The sequence below is a fragment of the Aphanothece hegewaldii CCALA 016 genome, assembly GCF_003007785.1.
In the GTDB taxonomy this organism is placed as follows: Bacteria; Cyanobacteriota; Cyanobacteriia; order Cyanobacteriales; family Microcystaceae; genus Chroococcus; species Chroococcus hegewaldii.
In genome coordinates this window covers 336,007-352,582 of sequence record NZ_PXOH01000001.1, presented here as the reverse complement: position 1 = coordinate 352,582, position 16,576 = coordinate 336,007, and the positions used below count along the sequence as shown (strand labels likewise).

At 37.2% G+C, this 16,576-nt stretch carries 16 protein-coding genes; 7 read left to right on the top strand and 9 right to left on the bottom strand.

Annotation, left to right across the window (positions count from 1 at the left end; all coding sequences use genetic code 11):
* Positions 1 to 55: 55 nt before the first annotated feature.
* Together C7H19_RS01630 and C7H19_RS01625 are read right to left on the bottom strand one after the other, a co-directional pair.
* Positions 56 to 715, bottom strand: coding sequence for a DUF3386 domain-containing protein (locus C7H19_RS01630; RefSeq protein ID WP_106455137.1), 660 nt, complete (start codon positions 713 to 715; stop codon positions 56 to 58).
* 107 nt (positions 716 to 822) lie between these two features.
* Positions 823 to 1,530 (bottom strand): rhomboid family intramembrane serine protease, encoded by a 708-nt coding sequence (locus C7H19_RS01625; RefSeq protein ID WP_106455136.1) that lies wholly within the window; start codon positions 1,528 to 1,530, stop codon positions 823 to 825.
* Positions 1,531 to 1,724: 194 nt separating this feature from the next.
* Between C7H19_RS01625 and C7H19_RS01620 the strand changes: the two genes are divergently transcribed.
* Positions 1,725 to 2,717: a class I SAM-dependent methyltransferase gene (locus tag C7H19_RS01620; protein WP_219907552.1), complete on the top strand. Its 993-nt coding sequence runs from the start codon at positions 1,725 to 1,727 to the stop codon at positions 2,715 to 2,717.
* Between the two features lie 79 nt (positions 2,718 to 2,796).
* Here C7H19_RS01620 and psbV read toward each other — a convergent pair whose 3' ends face one another.
* Together psbV and C7H19_RS01610 are read right to left on the bottom strand one after the other, a co-directional pair.
* Entirely contained in the window at positions 2,797 to 3,282 is a 486-nt protein-coding gene (gene psbV, locus C7H19_RS01615) for a photosystem II cytochrome c-550 (protein WP_106455134.1), read from the bottom strand.
* 105 nt (positions 3,283 to 3,387) lie between these two features.
* Positions 3,388 to 3,606: a translation initiation factor IF-2 gene (locus tag C7H19_RS01610; RefSeq protein ID WP_106455133.1), complete on the bottom strand. Its 219-nt coding sequence runs from the start codon at positions 3,604 to 3,606 to the stop codon at positions 3,388 to 3,390.
* 144 nt (positions 3,607 to 3,750) lie between these two features.
* On the opposite strand from C7H19_RS01610, the gene cobM reads away from it, so the two are divergent.
* From cobM to C7H19_RS01595, 3 genes are all read left to right on the top strand, one after another.
* Positions 3,751 to 4,542: a precorrin-4 C(11)-methyltransferase gene (gene cobM, locus C7H19_RS01605; RefSeq protein ID WP_106455132.1), complete on the top strand. Its 792-nt coding sequence runs from the start codon at positions 3,751 to 3,753 to the stop codon at positions 4,540 to 4,542.
* A 2-nt stretch (positions 4,543 to 4,544) separates the two neighbouring features.
* On the top strand, positions 4,545 to 5,999 hold the full coding sequence (locus C7H19_RS01600; protein WP_106455131.1) for a glycoside hydrolase family 13 protein: 1,455 nt from the start codon (positions 4,545 to 4,547) through the stop codon (positions 5,997 to 5,999).
* Positions 6,000 to 6,230: 231 nt separating this feature from the next.
* A complete protein-coding gene (locus C7H19_RS01595) occupies positions 6,231 to 8,459 on the top strand; it encodes a TolB-like translocation protein (protein WP_106455130.1) in 2,229 nt (742 codons plus the stop codon).
* Between the two features lie 45 nt (positions 8,460 to 8,504).
* Here C7H19_RS01595 and C7H19_RS01590 read toward each other — a convergent pair whose 3' ends face one another.
* Positions 8,505 to 9,683, bottom strand: coding sequence for an FtsW/RodA/SpoVE family cell cycle protein (locus C7H19_RS01590; protein WP_106455129.1), 1,179 nt, complete (start codon positions 9,681 to 9,683; stop codon positions 8,505 to 8,507).
* 121 nt (positions 9,684 to 9,804) lie between these two features.
* On the bottom strand, positions 9,805 to 10,449 hold the full coding sequence (locus tag C7H19_RS01585) for an HAD-IA family hydrolase (protein ID WP_106455128.1): 645 nt from the start codon (positions 10,447 to 10,449) through the stop codon (positions 9,805 to 9,807).
* 189 nt (positions 10,450 to 10,638) lie between these two features.
* Here C7H19_RS01585 and C7H19_RS26640 point away from each other — a divergent pair, with 189 nt between their 5' ends.
* The gene (locus tag C7H19_RS26640) at positions 10,639 to 11,418 is read left to right on the top strand and encodes a PEP-CTERM sorting domain-containing protein (RefSeq protein WP_245927210.1); all 780 of its coding nucleotides are present in this window, start codon (positions 10,639 to 10,641) and stop codon (positions 11,416 to 11,418) included.
* A gap of 15 nt (positions 11,419 to 11,433) precedes the next feature.
* On the opposite strand, the gene C7H19_RS01575 is transcribed toward C7H19_RS26640, so the two are convergent.
* The 3 genes from C7H19_RS01575 to C7H19_RS01565 all read right to left on the bottom strand — a co-directional run bounded on the left by C7H19_RS01575 (position 11,434) and on the right by C7H19_RS01565 (position 14,619).
* Positions 11,434 to 12,837 (bottom strand): MFS transporter, encoded by a 1,404-nt coding sequence (locus tag C7H19_RS01575; protein WP_106455126.1) that lies wholly within the window; start codon positions 12,835 to 12,837, stop codon positions 11,434 to 11,436.
* A gap of 18 nt (positions 12,838 to 12,855) precedes the next feature.
* Positions 12,856 to 13,245: a hypothetical protein gene (locus C7H19_RS01570; protein WP_106455125.1), complete on the bottom strand. Its 390-nt coding sequence runs from the start codon at positions 13,243 to 13,245 to the stop codon at positions 12,856 to 12,858.
* Positions 13,246 to 13,428: 183 nt separating this feature from the next.
* Entirely contained in the window at positions 13,429 to 14,619 is a 1,191-nt protein-coding gene (locus C7H19_RS01565) for an NAD(P)/FAD-dependent oxidoreductase (protein WP_106455124.1), read from the bottom strand.
* A 189-nt stretch (positions 14,620 to 14,808) separates the two neighbouring features.
* On the opposite strand from C7H19_RS01565, the gene psb29 reads away from it, so the two are divergent.
* Both psb29 and C7H19_RS01555 read left to right on the top strand, forming a co-directional pair.
* Entirely contained in the window at positions 14,809 to 15,474 is a 666-nt protein-coding gene (gene psb29, locus C7H19_RS01560) for a photosystem II biogenesis protein Psp29 (RefSeq protein WP_181280505.1), read from the top strand.
* Between the two features lie 111 nt (positions 15,475 to 15,585).
* On the top strand, positions 15,586 to 16,536 hold the full coding sequence (locus C7H19_RS01555) for an ABC transporter ATP-binding protein (RefSeq protein ID WP_106455122.1): 951 nt from the start codon (positions 15,586 to 15,588) through the stop codon (positions 16,534 to 16,536).
* The last annotated feature ends 40 nt before the right edge of the window (positions 16,537 to 16,576 follow it).

The window sequence follows — 16,576 nt, the reverse complement described above, 5'->3', positions numbered from 1 at the left end:
TGATTAATTGTTTAGTTATACTCTCTTTTCTTTATCCTAACTTACGATCGAGTCGTTAAGCTGCTGTCACCAACTCAAGTAACTGGATATTAGAAAATATAAATTCAGTAACAAATTTTTCGCCACCTGCATCAAGAGCATCAATGACTTGATGTGTGGGAAGATAATAATTACCAAACTGTTCGTAACTTTCAGTAAAATCTCTTTTACCCTTTAATTCGTTGGTTTTCGAGTTGCGGAAAATTGCATTATATTTCGTCGAAATATAACCCTCATTGGTTTCGAGACTTTCCTCAGTATTGATGACAAAAGCGACAGGACCCATCACACGACTAACTTGACAAATTTCTGTACCTCTGATTTTATAGTTTGAACCCATTGCATCCCCAGTGACTAAAATTTCCACTGCACCTGTAGGATCTAATGAACCTAAATTAAAGGTATTTTTGCCGTGAGACTGTTCAAAGGTTGAGCGTTTACGATGAGTAACAATGTCTCTAAGTTGATTATAGACACTTTCTTTCACCTTTTCGTCTTCTATTTCGGTGACTTCTACACTATAGTCTGCATTCACTCGTAGCTTACCGGTATAAGTTTCGTTTCCTTGTATGAGGGTAATATCTGCGGTATAGCCCGGAAATTGAGCATCCCAAGTATAACGGTTTTCGTAGGCGGTACGGAACAAATCACGAGCATTATCTGTAGTTACAGTCATATTTACTTACGGATGAGGAAAGATTACTCTTACTTCTATTGTCTAATATTTTTTGCTTTACTGGGTTTGAAACTGAGCTTACCCATCTGCCATGATGGTACAGTTAGCTAAAAACGAGTCTGAGTAGGGCGGAATAAACCCAGTACAGGTCCAAGAACTGCGCCAAAAATAAAGCCACCTGCATGAGCCCAGTAAGCGATACCTCCGCTTTCCATCCCGACATTAGTAGGTACACTTAGACTAGCAAAACTATAAAACGCTTGCTGAACAAACCAAAAACCCAAAAACAAAAACGCCGGAACTCGAAACGTCCAGAAGAAAAATCCTAATGGAATTAGTGTAACAACTTGAGCTTGGGGAAAACGTAGAATATAAGCACCCATGACACCAGCGATCGCACCACTCGCCCCTAAAGAGGGAATCATTGAGTTATAAGAAAAATACCATTGAGCTAGAGCAGCTAGGATACCGCAGGATAGATAAAAAACCAGAAATTTGACATGACCTAGCCTATCTTCGACATTATTGCCAAAAATCCACAAAAACAGCATATTTCCAGCAATATGTAAAAAACCACCATGTAAAAATTGTGAGGTGATCAATGTCCACCATTCAGGAACGGGTTGACCGATGGAGATACCATTAAAATTAGCCGTTAGTTCTTTCGGGATCACGGCGAATAATTCAAAGAAAGCATCTAATTGCTGAGGAGTTAAAGTAATTTGAAAAAGAAAAACTAAAATATTAATGGCAATTATTCCATAGGTAACATAGGGAGTAATGCTGATTGGATTATCATCACGAAGGGGTACCACAACTTTTTTCCTCTACTAAAGTACAGTTAAATACAATTAAAAAATCAGCGAGAGATCGAGTATAGATAGCTAAAACGATGCCATCATTGTACCAAAGCTGTCCACCGTCCAAATGAAGACTTTATATCCCTTCTCTTGAAATACATTTACAATAAAACCAGACTAAAATAAATGTGTACAAAGATCGGTTATTTTTGGTTAAATCTATGGTAGAAGTCAGCAATAATGCTCCTCAATGTCCTTTGTCAGATCAGGAGATGAAACTATGGTTATCAATGCCAATTGATGCCATTACAGGACAGCCAATGATTAATAATATCTATTATTGTTCTGAATCTGATTATGGGATGGTTTTTCCGCGTCCATCAATAAACGCTATTGCTGATTTTTATAACTTAAATAACTATTATACTCAGGGTGAAAGTCATTTTCAGGAGAAAAGCAATAATAGTTTTTTGGATAAATTACGAGTACATATTGCATGGAGATTTGATAAAGGGGTTCATTTGACGGCTCAATTAATAGATCAATTAGTGAACCACAAATCCTCTAAAATTTGTGATATTGGTTGTGGAAGTGGTCAACTTTTAAAAGAATTGAAAATGATGGGGCATGATGTGATGGGTGTTGAGCCAAATGAACGGTCAACAGTTTATAGTCAAGATTTAGATGTTTATATAGGAACAGCAGAAAACATCCCAAAACAGATTGCAGAGAATCGTTTTGATGTGATTATTATGACTCATGTTTTGGAACATTGCCTCGCTCCGAAAGTTGCTTTATCAAATATTTATGAGTTACTTCGTCCAGGTGGCTATTTAATTTGTGAAGTTCCGAATAACGCTTGTTTAGGGTTTAAATATTCTGGAGTAACATGGACAATGCTTGATCTGCCTCGTCATTTGAATTTTTTTACATCTTCAAATCTTCAAGAGATTTGTCAACAAGCTAATTTTGAAATACAAGCAATTAACTATAGTGGCTATTGTCGTCAATTTAGCAATTCTTGGATTGATTATGAGCGAGAAATCTACAATAAAATTATAGCCGCCCAAGTTAATCCAATGCCTTTCCCTGTCAAAAATTCTAAGTTTCGAGCTTGGCAATTACTTTTCTTAACATTATTCGCTACACCAGACAAAAAGTATGATTCTATATCGGTCATTGCCACTAAACCTCAAAACTAAATAAAAATTAAAATCCCCCTAAAACTCTAGAGGGATTGACAAAAATCAGTAAATATGTTAGTAAAAAACGGTATTTGATTTAGAAGTAAATCGTACCGCCCCAACGTTCATCTAACTTAGGCGCAATCAGCATATAGCTTGCTACATCAAACAAATCGTCCTCAGTCAGATTTCGCAACTCAGGATAAAGATCTGTGCGAGTCACATTAGGATGCTCTTCAGATAGATCTTTTTCTCCGTCGTAGCTAGTGGGATGCTTTAAGTAGTCAACCAAAGCTAATACATTAGTTCTAGGAGGTTCAGCCCCAGCCATATCGGATAAACCTAAACTAACGTTATTATTAGTCTTGGTTTTACCTTGTAGATGACACTTGGTGCAGGAACTATTAAATAATTGTTGTCCTGACACAACTTGTTGAGAACTTAATGTAACCGATTCTCCACCTTCATTTAAAGTGATAGTACGGGTATCGCTATCGAGTTCTAAAGCAGAAGCACTGCTAATCTGAAATTGGAAGATAAAAAATACTGTGGCGATCGCCACCCAAAAGAATCTCTTGACCATCGTTCTCCTCAAACAGTTTGAATGATTCATCTAATATTTTGAACGCTATTTACCATCATCCGTCTTATTAGGCTTTACATCAACCATGCTTAGGTATCACCACGCTTATAAATTTTTTTTTAATGAGCTATCTTGAGTTTGAATATTTAACCCTGATTGTTGGGATAAAATCAGAGAAATAACTGCTTTAGCATCCTCTAGCGCAAGGTTAGTTTGCTGATCCTTATAACCGACGTTCAACTGGTCACACAAACTGTACACAGTCTCTACACTCAGATTATATTCAGCAGCAATGTCATCGATGGATAAGTCAGCGAAGCCCATAGGTTGATGATTCTCGTTCTAGCAAGAGCAGATTTTATGGTATCCATAACTATAATGCCATTCAATAGCATACCTTTAAATGGTTTATCTTACTTTCGCTTTGTTCGGTACAATCAAAAAGCCTCTAACTTACTGTACTAACTGATGTTGAGTGACCCATCTACCCCTTTTAAACCGGCGGTCTATTTTATTGGTGCCGGACCTGGTGATCCAGAGTTATTGACCCTCAAAGCTTACTCTATCCTTACCCAAGCTGACATTATTCTCTATGCAGACTCCCTCGTCCCCAAACAAATCTTACAGGATGTCCGACCCGACGCTAAATTAATCCCCACAGGTAATAAAACCCTAGAAGATATTCTACCCATCATGATTGATGGAGTCAAAAATAATGCGATCGTCGTTCGGTTACATTCGGGCGATCTAACCCTTTATAGCGCGATCCATGAGCAAATTCTCACCCTGGTTGAAGAAAATATACCTTTTGAACTGATCCCAGGTATTAGTGCATTTCAAGCCGCAGCCGCTAAACTAGGGACAGAACTGACTATCCCTAACCTCGTACAGACCATAATTCTAACCCGTGTTAGTGGTTTAGCTTCTCCTGTTCCCCCGACCGAAGAATTAGCGAGTCTTGCTTCTCACCAAGCTAGTCTATGTTTGTATTTAGCGGCCCGTCATGTCGAAGATGCACAAAATAAATTACTCAAACACTATCCAACAAATACCCCCGTAGCGGTTTGTTTTCGAGTGGGTTGGCCCGATGAAAAAATGTGGATCGTTCCCTTAGAAAAAATGGCCGAACTTACCGAACAAGAAAAACTCATTCGGACCACACTTTATATTATTAGTCCCGCGTTATTAACCGATCAAAAAGTCCGTTCTCGTCTCTATCATCCCGAACATTCCCACTTATTCCGTCCTATTCTCAAATAATTATGGATATTAAAACACCAGATTGGGTGAAATCTTCTGTTTTCTATCAAATTTTCCCCGATCGCTTTGCTAAAACACAACACCCTAAACCAGGACTATGGCAACCCAAAAACCTAGAACCTTGGGACACTTTACCCACTCCACAAGGTTATAAAGGGGGTGATCTTTGGGGAGTGATTGAAAAGTTAGATTATCTCCAAGAATTAGGTGTAAATGCTATTTATTTTACCCCTATTTTCCAATCTGCTTGCAATCATCGTTATCATACCCATGATTATTATCAAGTTGATCCGATGTTAGGGGGTAATCTCGCTTTTGAAGCGTTACTCGATGCAGCACATCAACGCGATATGAAAGTGGTTTTAGATGGTGTATTTAATCATGCGAGTCGTGGCTTTTTCTTCTTTAATGATATTTTAGAAAACGGGAGTCATTCCCCTTGGGTAGATTGGTTTAGAATTATCGATTGGCCGCTTTCTCCTTATGATGGAAGTAAACCCGCTAATTATATGAGTTGGTGGGATATTCGCGCTTTACCACAATTCAATCATGATAATCCTCAAGTCAAAGAATATCTCATGCAAATTGGCGAATATTGGGTGAAAAAAGGGATTGATGGATGGCGTTTAGATGTGCCAAATGAAATTAAAACACTTGGATTTTGGCAAGAATTTCGCACACGAATTAAAGCGATTAATCCTGAAGCTTATATTGTTGGAGAAATTTGGACAGATGCGAGAGAATGGCTAGATGGCACTCAATTTGATGGAGTGATGAATTATCTTTTGACTGAAAAGATTCTTGCTTTTGTTGGAGGCGATCGACTGTTAGATATTTATGTCGAATCTGCTCCCTATAACCCTTATCCTCCGCTTTCTGCTAAAGAATATGCCAAGAAAATCGACAAGATTCTAAATCTCTATCCTTGGCAAATTCAATTAACTCAAATGAACCTTTTAGATAGTCATGATACAGCTAGATATAGAACGGTTGTGGGTGAAGATCCTAAAAGTATTGAATTAGCTACTTTACTCTTATTTACTTCTCCTGGTGCGCCTAGTATTTATTATGGCGATGAAATTGGTTTAGCTGGTGGTTTAGATCCCGACTGTCGCCGTAGTTTCCCTCCCGAAAATAATTGGGATTTAGACGTATTAGATTATCACAAAAAGTTAATTAATTTACGTCGTTATTGTCCCGCTTTATGTACAGGAGAATATCAATTTATTTTTGCTAATCAATCTGTTTATGTTTTTGCCAGACTTTTAGAAGAGCAAACCTTGATTATTGCTGTTAATATTAGTGAACAAGCTGAGAAAGTTGTTATTGACCTAAATCAAACAATTACTTTTAATGGTGAGCAAATATTATACGGTGATGTTGAATATGATTGGATTCAGTCTAAAAAACAACTAAATTTAATTCTTCCTGCAAGAAGTGGCTGTATTTTAGAATAATACCAAATTCGTAAAAATCATAGGGGTTTGGTTTTCAAACCCTCTTGATAACTTTAAAAAAGTTTACAATAAATACGTTTTCGTCTAACTAATTGTCAAATTAAACTAGAAATATAATATATAGCCTTATTTTCCGTAACTAATCAATAAAAACTTATTCAAAAATAAGGTTTTTTTGGAGTTATGTGACTTTATTTGCCTTAAAACACCAATAAAAAAGGATGACTAACAATGTTAAACATTACCCCAATAGCTAACAATATAATCATTGATGTAGATTTTAATGCTGATCTTAATAAGAATCAGTATGTTTGGCGAGGTTTAGAAAGCGGTTTTCAGGATTCTGAAATTTTCTTTTATGACGGCACAAAAACCATTCAAATTTCTAATAATCAAACCGATGAAGATTATGCACCAAAACTAGATAATGGTCAAATTGTTTGGTATCAATATAATGGAAGTGATGGAGAAATTTTCTTCTATGACGGCACAAAAACCATTCAGCTAACTGATAATACAGCTAATGATGATTCTCCAGAAATTCATAATGGAAAAATTTTATGGTATCAGTATCAAAGTATTCCCGATACCGAATTAAGTCAATCAGAAATTTTCTTTTATGATGGAACGAAAACGATACAAATAACCGATAATGATACAGATGAATATAATGCTCAATTCTATGGTAATCAAATTGTTTGGGAAGGTATAGATACAGTAGATAAAGGGGGAGATACTGAAATACTTCTCTATAATAATGGTCAAACTCTAAAACTCACAGATAATCAGACATATGATAGCATAAAAACAATTGAAGAAAACTATATTATTTGGACTAGCTTTAATAAAATTACATTTCAAGATAAACTTTTTCTATATAATGGCGTAACGACTATTCAATTAACATCAAATGGCTATGATTATTATTTTGATACAGATGGAAAAAATGTAGTTTGGTTAGACAACAATGAAGTTTTTCTTTACGATGGTAATACGACTCAGCAAATTACCAATAATGGGGGTAATAAATATAACGTTCAAGTTAGTGGAAATAAAATAGTTTGGATAAGTTATGATAATTTAAGTGGCTATGATTCTGAAGTATTTTTATATGATGGTAGCACCACCACTCAACTAACCAATAATAATGTTAGTGAATCTAACATATTCATCGATAGTGAAAATATTGTTTGGCAAGTAGATAATTTTAATTACTCCACATACACTGCTAACAATGACATTTATATCTACCGAAATGGTGCTGTATCAACTTTAGCCAATAGCCCCAAAAATGAGAAGATTATTTCACTAAGTGGTAACAAACTTGTCGGAGCGATCGATAATACTTATGGCTATTATAGAACGGTCGATCAAGTATTTATAGCAACATGGACAGATGATACCTTTCCAATTTTAGATAATCCCGATCAATATGGTGCATCCTATTCTGATTTAATCGACGAATATGGTTACAATTTAGAAGCATTTAACCAGCATTATCGTCAGTTTGGTATTGCTGAAAATCGCAGTATAGATTTATTTGATGAGTTTGAATATCTCGCATCAAACCCTAAATTAATAGAAGTTTTTGGGACGAATGGAAAAGAAGCGACTCGTCATTATATTGAAAATGGTTATAAAGAAAAAAGACCATTAAATACATTTCAAGCCGATCAGTATATTGCTTCTTATGAAGATTTAATTTATTATTATGGTGGCTACGATTATTATTCTGGTTATAAAGAGCCAGATTTAGAAGGCGCAACATTTCACTATGTCGAGTTTGGATATATTGGAGGACGAGAGGCGGATAAATTTGATGAACTTTCTTATCTTGCGGCTAATTCTGATTTAATTGAAGAATTTGGTTTTGATCTAAAGGCTGCAACAAAACATTATATACAACATGGCTTTTATGAGTCATATTATCGCCCTCTTACTTTTGATGCAACTAGCTATTTAGCAGCAAATACCGATGTAATTGATAAATTAGGAAGCGATCGCGCTGTAGCTACAAAACATTATATCGAACATGGATATAATGAAGATCGTCTTAGATCTGGCAACTTTGATAGCTTACAATACCTCGCATCTTACAAAGATGTCTATGATGAATATGGTGTTGATTCTCAAGCAGCGATCAATCATTTTGTTGATTATGGACATAAGGAAGGGCGAGAAAAAGATATCTTTGATGAATATCGCTATCTAGCATCCAATCCCACTTTAATTCCTATCTATAGTTATTACTCTCCATACTATAGTTATGTTAATACTTATGGAGCGACAATAGATTATCTTTATAACGGTATTCCCAATAATCTACCTACCACCACCTTTGATCCTGCTGCATATTTACAAGCGAACCCAGATGTCGCCACCGCATATAATGGCGATTTGACGAAAGCAAGCTATCATTATGTACAGTTTGGTTATTTTGAGAATCGAGAAACTGTTTAAACCCTTTTTATACAAATTCTCTGTGTAGGGGTTTGGAAACCAAAATTATTTAGTAGTCATATTTTTTTCTTGACGATGGGAAACAATAGGAACAACATCCGCTTCACTGCTTTCTCTAGCGACTCGGATGAGTAACCCTGCAAGAAAAAGACTAGCAAGACTCGAACTTCCACCGTAACTGAATAAAGGAAGGGGTAAACCTGTGGTGGGTAATGAACCCGTAGCGACACCAATATTTAAAAGAGACTGACCGACTAAAACAATCATAACTCCCATTGCTACTAATCGCTTGATGGGGTGACGACATTTGAGAGCGACTAACAACGCTAAAGTAGCATAGAGCATTAAGAGCAATAATAAAACAACGCCACCAGCAAAACCGAATTCTTCAGCAAAGACGGCAAAAATAAAATCTGTATCTGGAAAAGGAAGATAAAACAGTTTTTGTTGAGATAACCCATAACCACTTCCCCAAGTTCCCCCCGAACCCACTGCGAGTAAACTTTGTACTAACTGATAACCATCCCCTCTCGCATCTGCCCAAGGATTGAGAAATGATAAAACCCGACGCTTTTGGTACTCTCGTATACTAATACTCGTAAAAGCCAGTAAAAAACCTCCGATCGCAGTTAAACTTAAATATCTTAATGGTAATCCTGCGGCTAAGGCGATTAACCAAATCGTCATCCCACATAGTGCAGTTGTACTTAAATTTGGCTGTAATAAAATTCCTGCTAAAACTGCCGCAAAAATGCCCAACCATCCTAAACGTATTCCCCAACGTAAACGATCCCAATTGCCAAAAAGTCGCGCACTCTGCAAAACTAAAAAAGGTTTCATCAACTCAGAAGGTTGTAGTAAGATCGGCCCGAATGCAATCCAACGAGTCGCCCCATTCACTTGAGATCCCAAACCAGGCACAAGAGTTGCAATAATTAAGCTTAAGACCCCCAATACCATCCAAGGTGCAATCTTGAGTAGTTTATTGAGAGGACATTGTATAACGAGATTAAGTCCAATTAAACCCAACCAAACCCAGATCAGTTGACGTTTAATCAAATAAAGTCCATCCCCATTCTTACTGGCACTTAGAGCATAAGAAGCGGAGAATAAAGCAATCAATCCGAGGATTAACCATAAAAAAGTTAGCCAGCGCAGCAAACGAGCCTCTACTGACCAATTTTTGACATCTGGATCGTAGATCGGAACAAGATATCGTAGCACAGCTTACCTTTGAGGAATAATCATTCCTAACATATCAGAAAATTAATTCAAGAGCCGTCTTGAGTACATAACTTGATGAGTGATTTTTGCTCTTTGTTCCATATCCGAATAAATACTTAGATTAAGAACGTTTAATTAAAAAAGGGTTCATACCAATGGCTTTAGCTCCGTAATAATCCTCAGTCAGACTATCCCCAATATACCAAGCTTGTTCGGCAAGACAATCATGTTTATCTAAAGCTATTGTAAAAATCTGCTGATGTGGTTTAGCAAAACCCACTTCTGATGAAATCGTAACACTACTAAAATAATCAGCTAAATTTAATTGTTTTAAAACCGAATAAATCCGACTATCGAAATTAGAAATAATGCCGAGTTCAATTCCTTGATTTTGCCATCGAATCAGGGATTTTATTACATCTGGATAAACAATCCAAGGCTCAGGTTGAGCGAAATAATCATAAAGTTTGCCAAAAAAATCATCAAAATTTATGAATTGTTCAATGACACCAACTTGGGTAAAAGTAGAATAAGCAACCACTTTCCACCACAAAAACTCTAATTGAGGTACTTTTGATAACTCAACATTAGGAAATGCTAAAGCGGGAGAAGCTTTAAAACTTTGATAAAAAGCTTCATTTAATAAAGTGGGAGCAACATAAACCCCGAACGAAGCTGCGATCGTGCCATAAACTTCGCCGACACTTCCTTTCACTCCAAAAAGTGTACCAACCGCATCTAGAAAAATAACTTTAGGTTTATTCATAGAAAAAAAGCTATGTATAAATTAATCAACTTGCATGATTCATCGGTACACCGACTTCCGCGATAAGTTATACACGATCGCTTACGTGTTATCACTGAACTTATACATAAATAACCTTAAAAGTCAAGTTAGAATCAGTTTGGGTCAGAAATCATGCTCTAACTCAAAAACAAAAAAGAGTATTATTTCTTGTCATTTTTGCTATCAACAAAAAAATTTAATTTAGTCATGCGCCCACTCAAACTTTTATCGCTTTTGTTCGTGACAACTGGTGTCATGCTCATTCCTACCGTTGTTCGTGCTGCAACTTTCAACACTTTATCAGGATATACGGATACTAACTTTAATAACGATAAAAACAACGGATTATTTCAAGAAGATTGGGTAACAGAAGGACGAGCCGCGTCAAATAACTGGGATCAAGCAATCTGGAACTGGACAAATAATACCACATTTCCAAGCTCAACGGCCGCTCAAGCGAGTACTCCTTGGCCGAAAAATGTAAGCGTACCCATCACCATTACCTACAACAATGGTAACGCCAGCTTCTCATTTAACAATCAAACAATTAGTGCTAATAACGTTACTGAAGCCGCTCGATTTCCCAATGGTTTAAATACTATTTATATTCGTACTCGTTCTAACAATGATGGAAGCACGATTCAGCTAAATAACATCTCAATTACTGATAGTTTAGGGACATTCACTACTAATCTCAATGCCTTATCTAACAATAGCTTAAACGTTGATTATCTAAAAATTGAGGGAATTAATGGTAATTTTACTCTAACAGCGAATGCTACATTTGGTTGGACAACATCTTCTTCGCCAACTGATTCAAGACTGGCTTTTCAAGTTAAAATGGGTGCAAATCCACAGGCCGTTCCTGAACCACTAACCATATTAGGAGCAGCGACAGCTATAGGCTTTGGTACTTTCTTTAAAAAAGCCCTCAGAAAAAATCAGTAAACCTAAAAAATATCTTTATTGTTCGCGTACGAAAATCAGAGGAACGAGGGCAGCAAAACGCAAAATACTAGATAGTACAAAAAGAAAAACAAATCCGCTATGCTCCGTAAATTGTACTAAAAATCCACCTGCTGTAGTTGCCAAAGCTCCACTCACACCGCCAATAGCAGCCACCAAAGCAAAAGACTGCGACTGACGTGATCTCGGTGCTACCCCTAACTGTAAATTGGTAGTACATAAATCAAGTCCTGCCCCAGTTCCACCTAAAAGTAAGTGAATGAGGGGCAACAACAACCAAACTGAAAGTTGATTACCACTCATAAAAAGCCACAGCACGGGTGTTAAAGCATTTATAATTCCAAGTATCATCAAAATTGGACGATTACCAATGCGATCGGATAGCCTACCCCACGCCATTAATGAAAGTAAATAAGAGCCTGCTGACAAACTGCTATAAATAGTTACATAGCGTACATCTATATTGAGACTGCCAAGCATATAAAGACTAAAAAAAGGCGCACTAAGATTAATCCCAAACATCCAAAAGCAAAAATAGACCAGAAATGATAAAAATTTTCTGTCTCGTAGGATACTGTTATCGGGAATAAATGGCTTTTCTAGTTCTGTAACTTCTAAATCAAATTCTAACTTTTGTTCTTGCGGATTAACATCGGCTTTAAAAAATTGAAATCCTATACTCACTAATCCTGAGATAATGCCCAAAAGCAGAACAATTCCATAACCAGTAAGCGAACCCCCTTTCCAAGTTGCGATCGCCCAACCCGCTAGAGGCACACTAATTAAATTAGTTAAACTAATAACACTATTGCGTAACCCAAAATATCGACCCCGTAAGCGTGAAGGAACTAAAAAAGCCATCCACGATAGCCAAGAAGCACTCCCCAAAGCCCCAAACACATTACTCATCAAGACGACACCTAACAACCATGTGATTAGCTGCCTTTTCTCGATATAATGCCAGTTGGCTAGACCAATACCTAATAGTAAAATTAGCCAGAGTATTCGAGCTAACCCATAAATCCACAGATTGAAGTTACGACGACTTACGGTAAGTTCAGATAAATGGGCTCCTACTGGCTGAAGCAAATTAACTAACATTGGGATAGAGGTTAGCATCCCAATTTCTGTCGCGTTAGCACCGAGTTCGAGCAAAAAGTTACTTAGTAAAACTCCGCCCGTAATGTTAGAAAAAATGGTTGCAAAAATACCATCAAGAGTCGAAGCTTTTAAGCTAGTGCGAATGGCATCTTTAGAAAGGGAATTTTTAGGCTTTGATGGTGTTATTATTATCTCTGGAGTGACTTTAGCCGTCGGTGTCAGAATATCACCGTTACTCAGTTCAACAAGTTTAGCATCTGCTGTAATTGCCCAGCCGCCTTCAATTTCAGGAGGATTCATTCATCGCCTATATAGTAGTTAATTATTCCATTCCAAAACATTTACATTCACTCTAATTTTGTCTGTTTGAGCTTCATTTCTTGAAAAAGTATCAAATTCTGGATCAGCGTGGGTTGTTTCTCCCATTTTGACTTCAAAATTTTGACCCAAGAACTCAAAGTCTGACTCAGATTGGGATCTGCTTCCAACCGTTCCTTCAGGATAAGTAATTATATCTTGCCCAGAATTTGGGAAAAATGCTTCAGGATTTTCTGAAAAAGAACGACTTTCTAAATTCGATAAGATAGGTCTAGAACGCATTTGCGGCCTTGAATTCGGTCGAGCTTCCACGGGGAAAGCTTGAAGTAAAGTAGCCGAAATTGCACTAAATAAGACAAGTTTTAAGGTTGAACCTATTTCGCGTGACATAAATTTATCTTCCTTTTCTGAAAGATTCTCGTTACTTTAATTCCATAATATTAATAAATATTGCGATTTTCTTCTCTCGCAGGAAAGAAAATCAGATTAGTTGATTTATATATTTTGATGAAATATTAGCTAGTTATCCCAAATCCTGACATCAAAAGGGTTTGGAGACCAAACCCCTACGGATTAATTAAAAAAGTCTAAAATGGGTTGCGTGATCCAACTTAAACCGACATTCAGTTGATGTTTTAGGGTAGGTAGACGATAGAGATAAATCAAACGTCGGGCTAAATGAGCAATCTCACCATCTAACTTTAAACCAAAACCATTAATCGTCGCATCATCAATACCGAGGGTGAGCATTTCCCCTAATGCCTGGTAACGGAATGGCAATAAAGGACGATTATTGAGATTAGCCCAAATATTCCAAGCACAATAATCAGCTTGCTGAATCGCTACTTGTGCCGTTGGGGGGACTTTTTGACCGGTAACATCTTGACAGTCGGCCACATCTCCTAAAACATAAATATGAGGATGATCGATCGCCTGTAAAAATGGATTGATGGTAATTTGTTTTTGTTGATTGTGTTGTAAAGAAAGATTACCAATCAAATCAGATATTTGTGATCCAACCGTCCAAATCACGACATCAACCGGAAGATTGGTTACTTCACCTTTGTACTCTAGAGAAATACTATCAGCCGTAATTTCTGTAATACTTGTTTCCAAATCTTGCCAAATAAAACGCTTTTCTAGGGCTTTTTGTGCTGTTATGCGGTTATGTTCGGGGGAATTTCTTAAAATAGCATCGCCTTTTTCAATAATTCGCAGTCTGCCGCGTTCTCCCAAACGATCAGCGACTTTACAAGCGATTTCTATACCACTATAACCGCCACCAACCACAGCAACTCGAATTTTTTCTCTTGTAGACTGTTCTAAATCTCTGAGCTTTTCTCCTAGTCTATAGGCATCTTCTAGCGTCCGAAACGGAATAGCATAATCTTTAGCACCAGAAACACCAACAAGAGGAGTTTGTCCACCCATCGCAATCACTAGCTGATCATAAGCCATATTAGGGCGATTATCAATTTGGATTTGTCGGTTATCTAAATCTATTCCAGTGACGATTCCTTGGTGAAAATTGACGGAAGTATCGGCCAAAAGTTCAACAAATGGCGGCGCGACTTCCCAAGATTGCATTTCTTTTGTGATGACTTCGTATAATAAGGGAGAAAATAAGAAGCGATCGCTTTTATCAATGAGGAATATCGACGGTTTTTGGGAAGAGTCCCAAGGCAGTTGACTTAATCGCAAAGCTGTGTATAGTCCTCCAAACCCGCCACCTAATATACAAATTTGCTTAGGTTGTTCACTCATAAAAATAAATTTAAAGATAACGGTTTTCTTTAGTCTAACAAGGTTCTAGATTGTTAGAGGCGAGCAGACCGACTTACCTTTCACCTGATTTGTGGGTTCTGCTTAAACTAGAATGCGGGATAAATAACTTGCTCTTTATGAACTTTACGAGAGAGAATGGAAATATTGTCTCATTTAATATCTTGTTCTGTGGATAAAGTACGCACCGTTTCTGATAGTAAGCGCAATTTTCATACCTATCATACCCGCCCCATAAACTCAGTTTATCGCCGAGTTGTCGAAGAATTGTTAGTCGAACTTCATTTGCTATCGGTTAATGCGGACTTTCGCTATGATCCGATTTATGCGGTAGGAGTAATAACCTCTTTTGAACGTTTTATGCAAGGATATCGCCCAGAACAGGATAAACCATCGATTTTTTCTGGTATTTGTCGTTCTGTTGGTGCAGATCCCGAACAATATCGCCGAGATGCAGAATCTCTCATCGCAGCAGCAAAAGGATTATCTCTAGAGAATTTCCTCACCCAAAGCGACAGCAATAATCAGATTGTATCTACTTTAAACGCGATCGCTAATTCGGGTCAATTCAAATATAGCCGTTTGTTCGCTATTGGTCTATATACCCTTTTAGTCGAAGCTGAACCCTCCATCACACAAGACAAAGAAAAGCGAGATCAGGTTTTAACTAAAATTGCTGAAATCTTACATTTACCTAACGAAAAAATGCAAAAAGATCTCGATGTGTATCGTGGCAATCTTGACAAAATGGATCAATTACTCACTGTCATCGAAGATGCTTTAGAAGCTGAACGCAAAAAACGTCAACAAAAAGAACAAGAAAAACAGCAAGCGTAGAAACTTAGTATTTCACGTCTTTATCTTTTGGGTGTCAGACGCTCTTTCTTTCTGACACTTAAATAATTCTTGTGTTAAGTTGGCTCTAGATATTCTAGAAGGGTTGACGTTATGGAAAGCGAATACGCAATCTCAACTCACCAACTGACTAAACAATACGATCGCCATATTGCGGTTAATCAAGTAGACTTACAAGTAGAAATAGGCGAAGTTTACGGACTAATTGGACCAAATGGTGCAGGAAAAACGACTCTGATCCGAATGTTAGCTGCTATAGAAGAACCAACCACTGGAGAAATCTACATCAATGGAGAACAACTGCTTAGAGATAGTAGCAACCCACGACTCAAGCAACGTTTAGGCTATCTTCCCGATGATTTTCCTTTATATGATGATCTCACAGTTTGGGACTATTTAGATTATTTTGCGCGACTATATCTCCTCAAGCAACCTCATCGACGTTATCGCCTCAACGATGTTTTAGAATTAGTTCAACTCACTTCAAAACGTCATAGTCTTATTTCGACTCTTTCTCGTGGGATGAAACAGCGTTTAAGTCTTGCGAGAACAATTATTCATGAACCGATGTTACTCTTATTAGATGAACCCGTCTCAGGTTTAGATCCCATTGCGCGAATGCAGTTTCGAGAAATTATTAAAATCTTACAAAGTGCAGGAATGACGATCCTTATTTCATCTCACGTGTTAAGTGACTTAGCCGAATTATGTACCTCGATCGGTATTATGGAATTAGGTTATCTTGTAGAAAGTGCATCCTTAAAAGAGTTATATCAGCGTTTATCTCGTCAACAGATTATTATTTCTACATTAGATCCATTAGAGACTTTAGAAACCTTCTTAAAAAACGAGCCATCTGTAGAAGGATGGGAAAGAATATCTGGGCAAAATAGCTTAAGAGTCGGTTTTTCGGGAGGAAGCGAAGAAAGTGCCGCGTTATTACGATCGCTCGTCATTGCAGGAATATCTATCTCTGAATTTCATTGTACCCAAGAAGACCTAGAAGCGATCTTTTTAAAATTAGGTCATCAACAAGTTTCTTGAGACCCATTATTATAGCCCCGAAGCGGTTCTAGTGGCTATA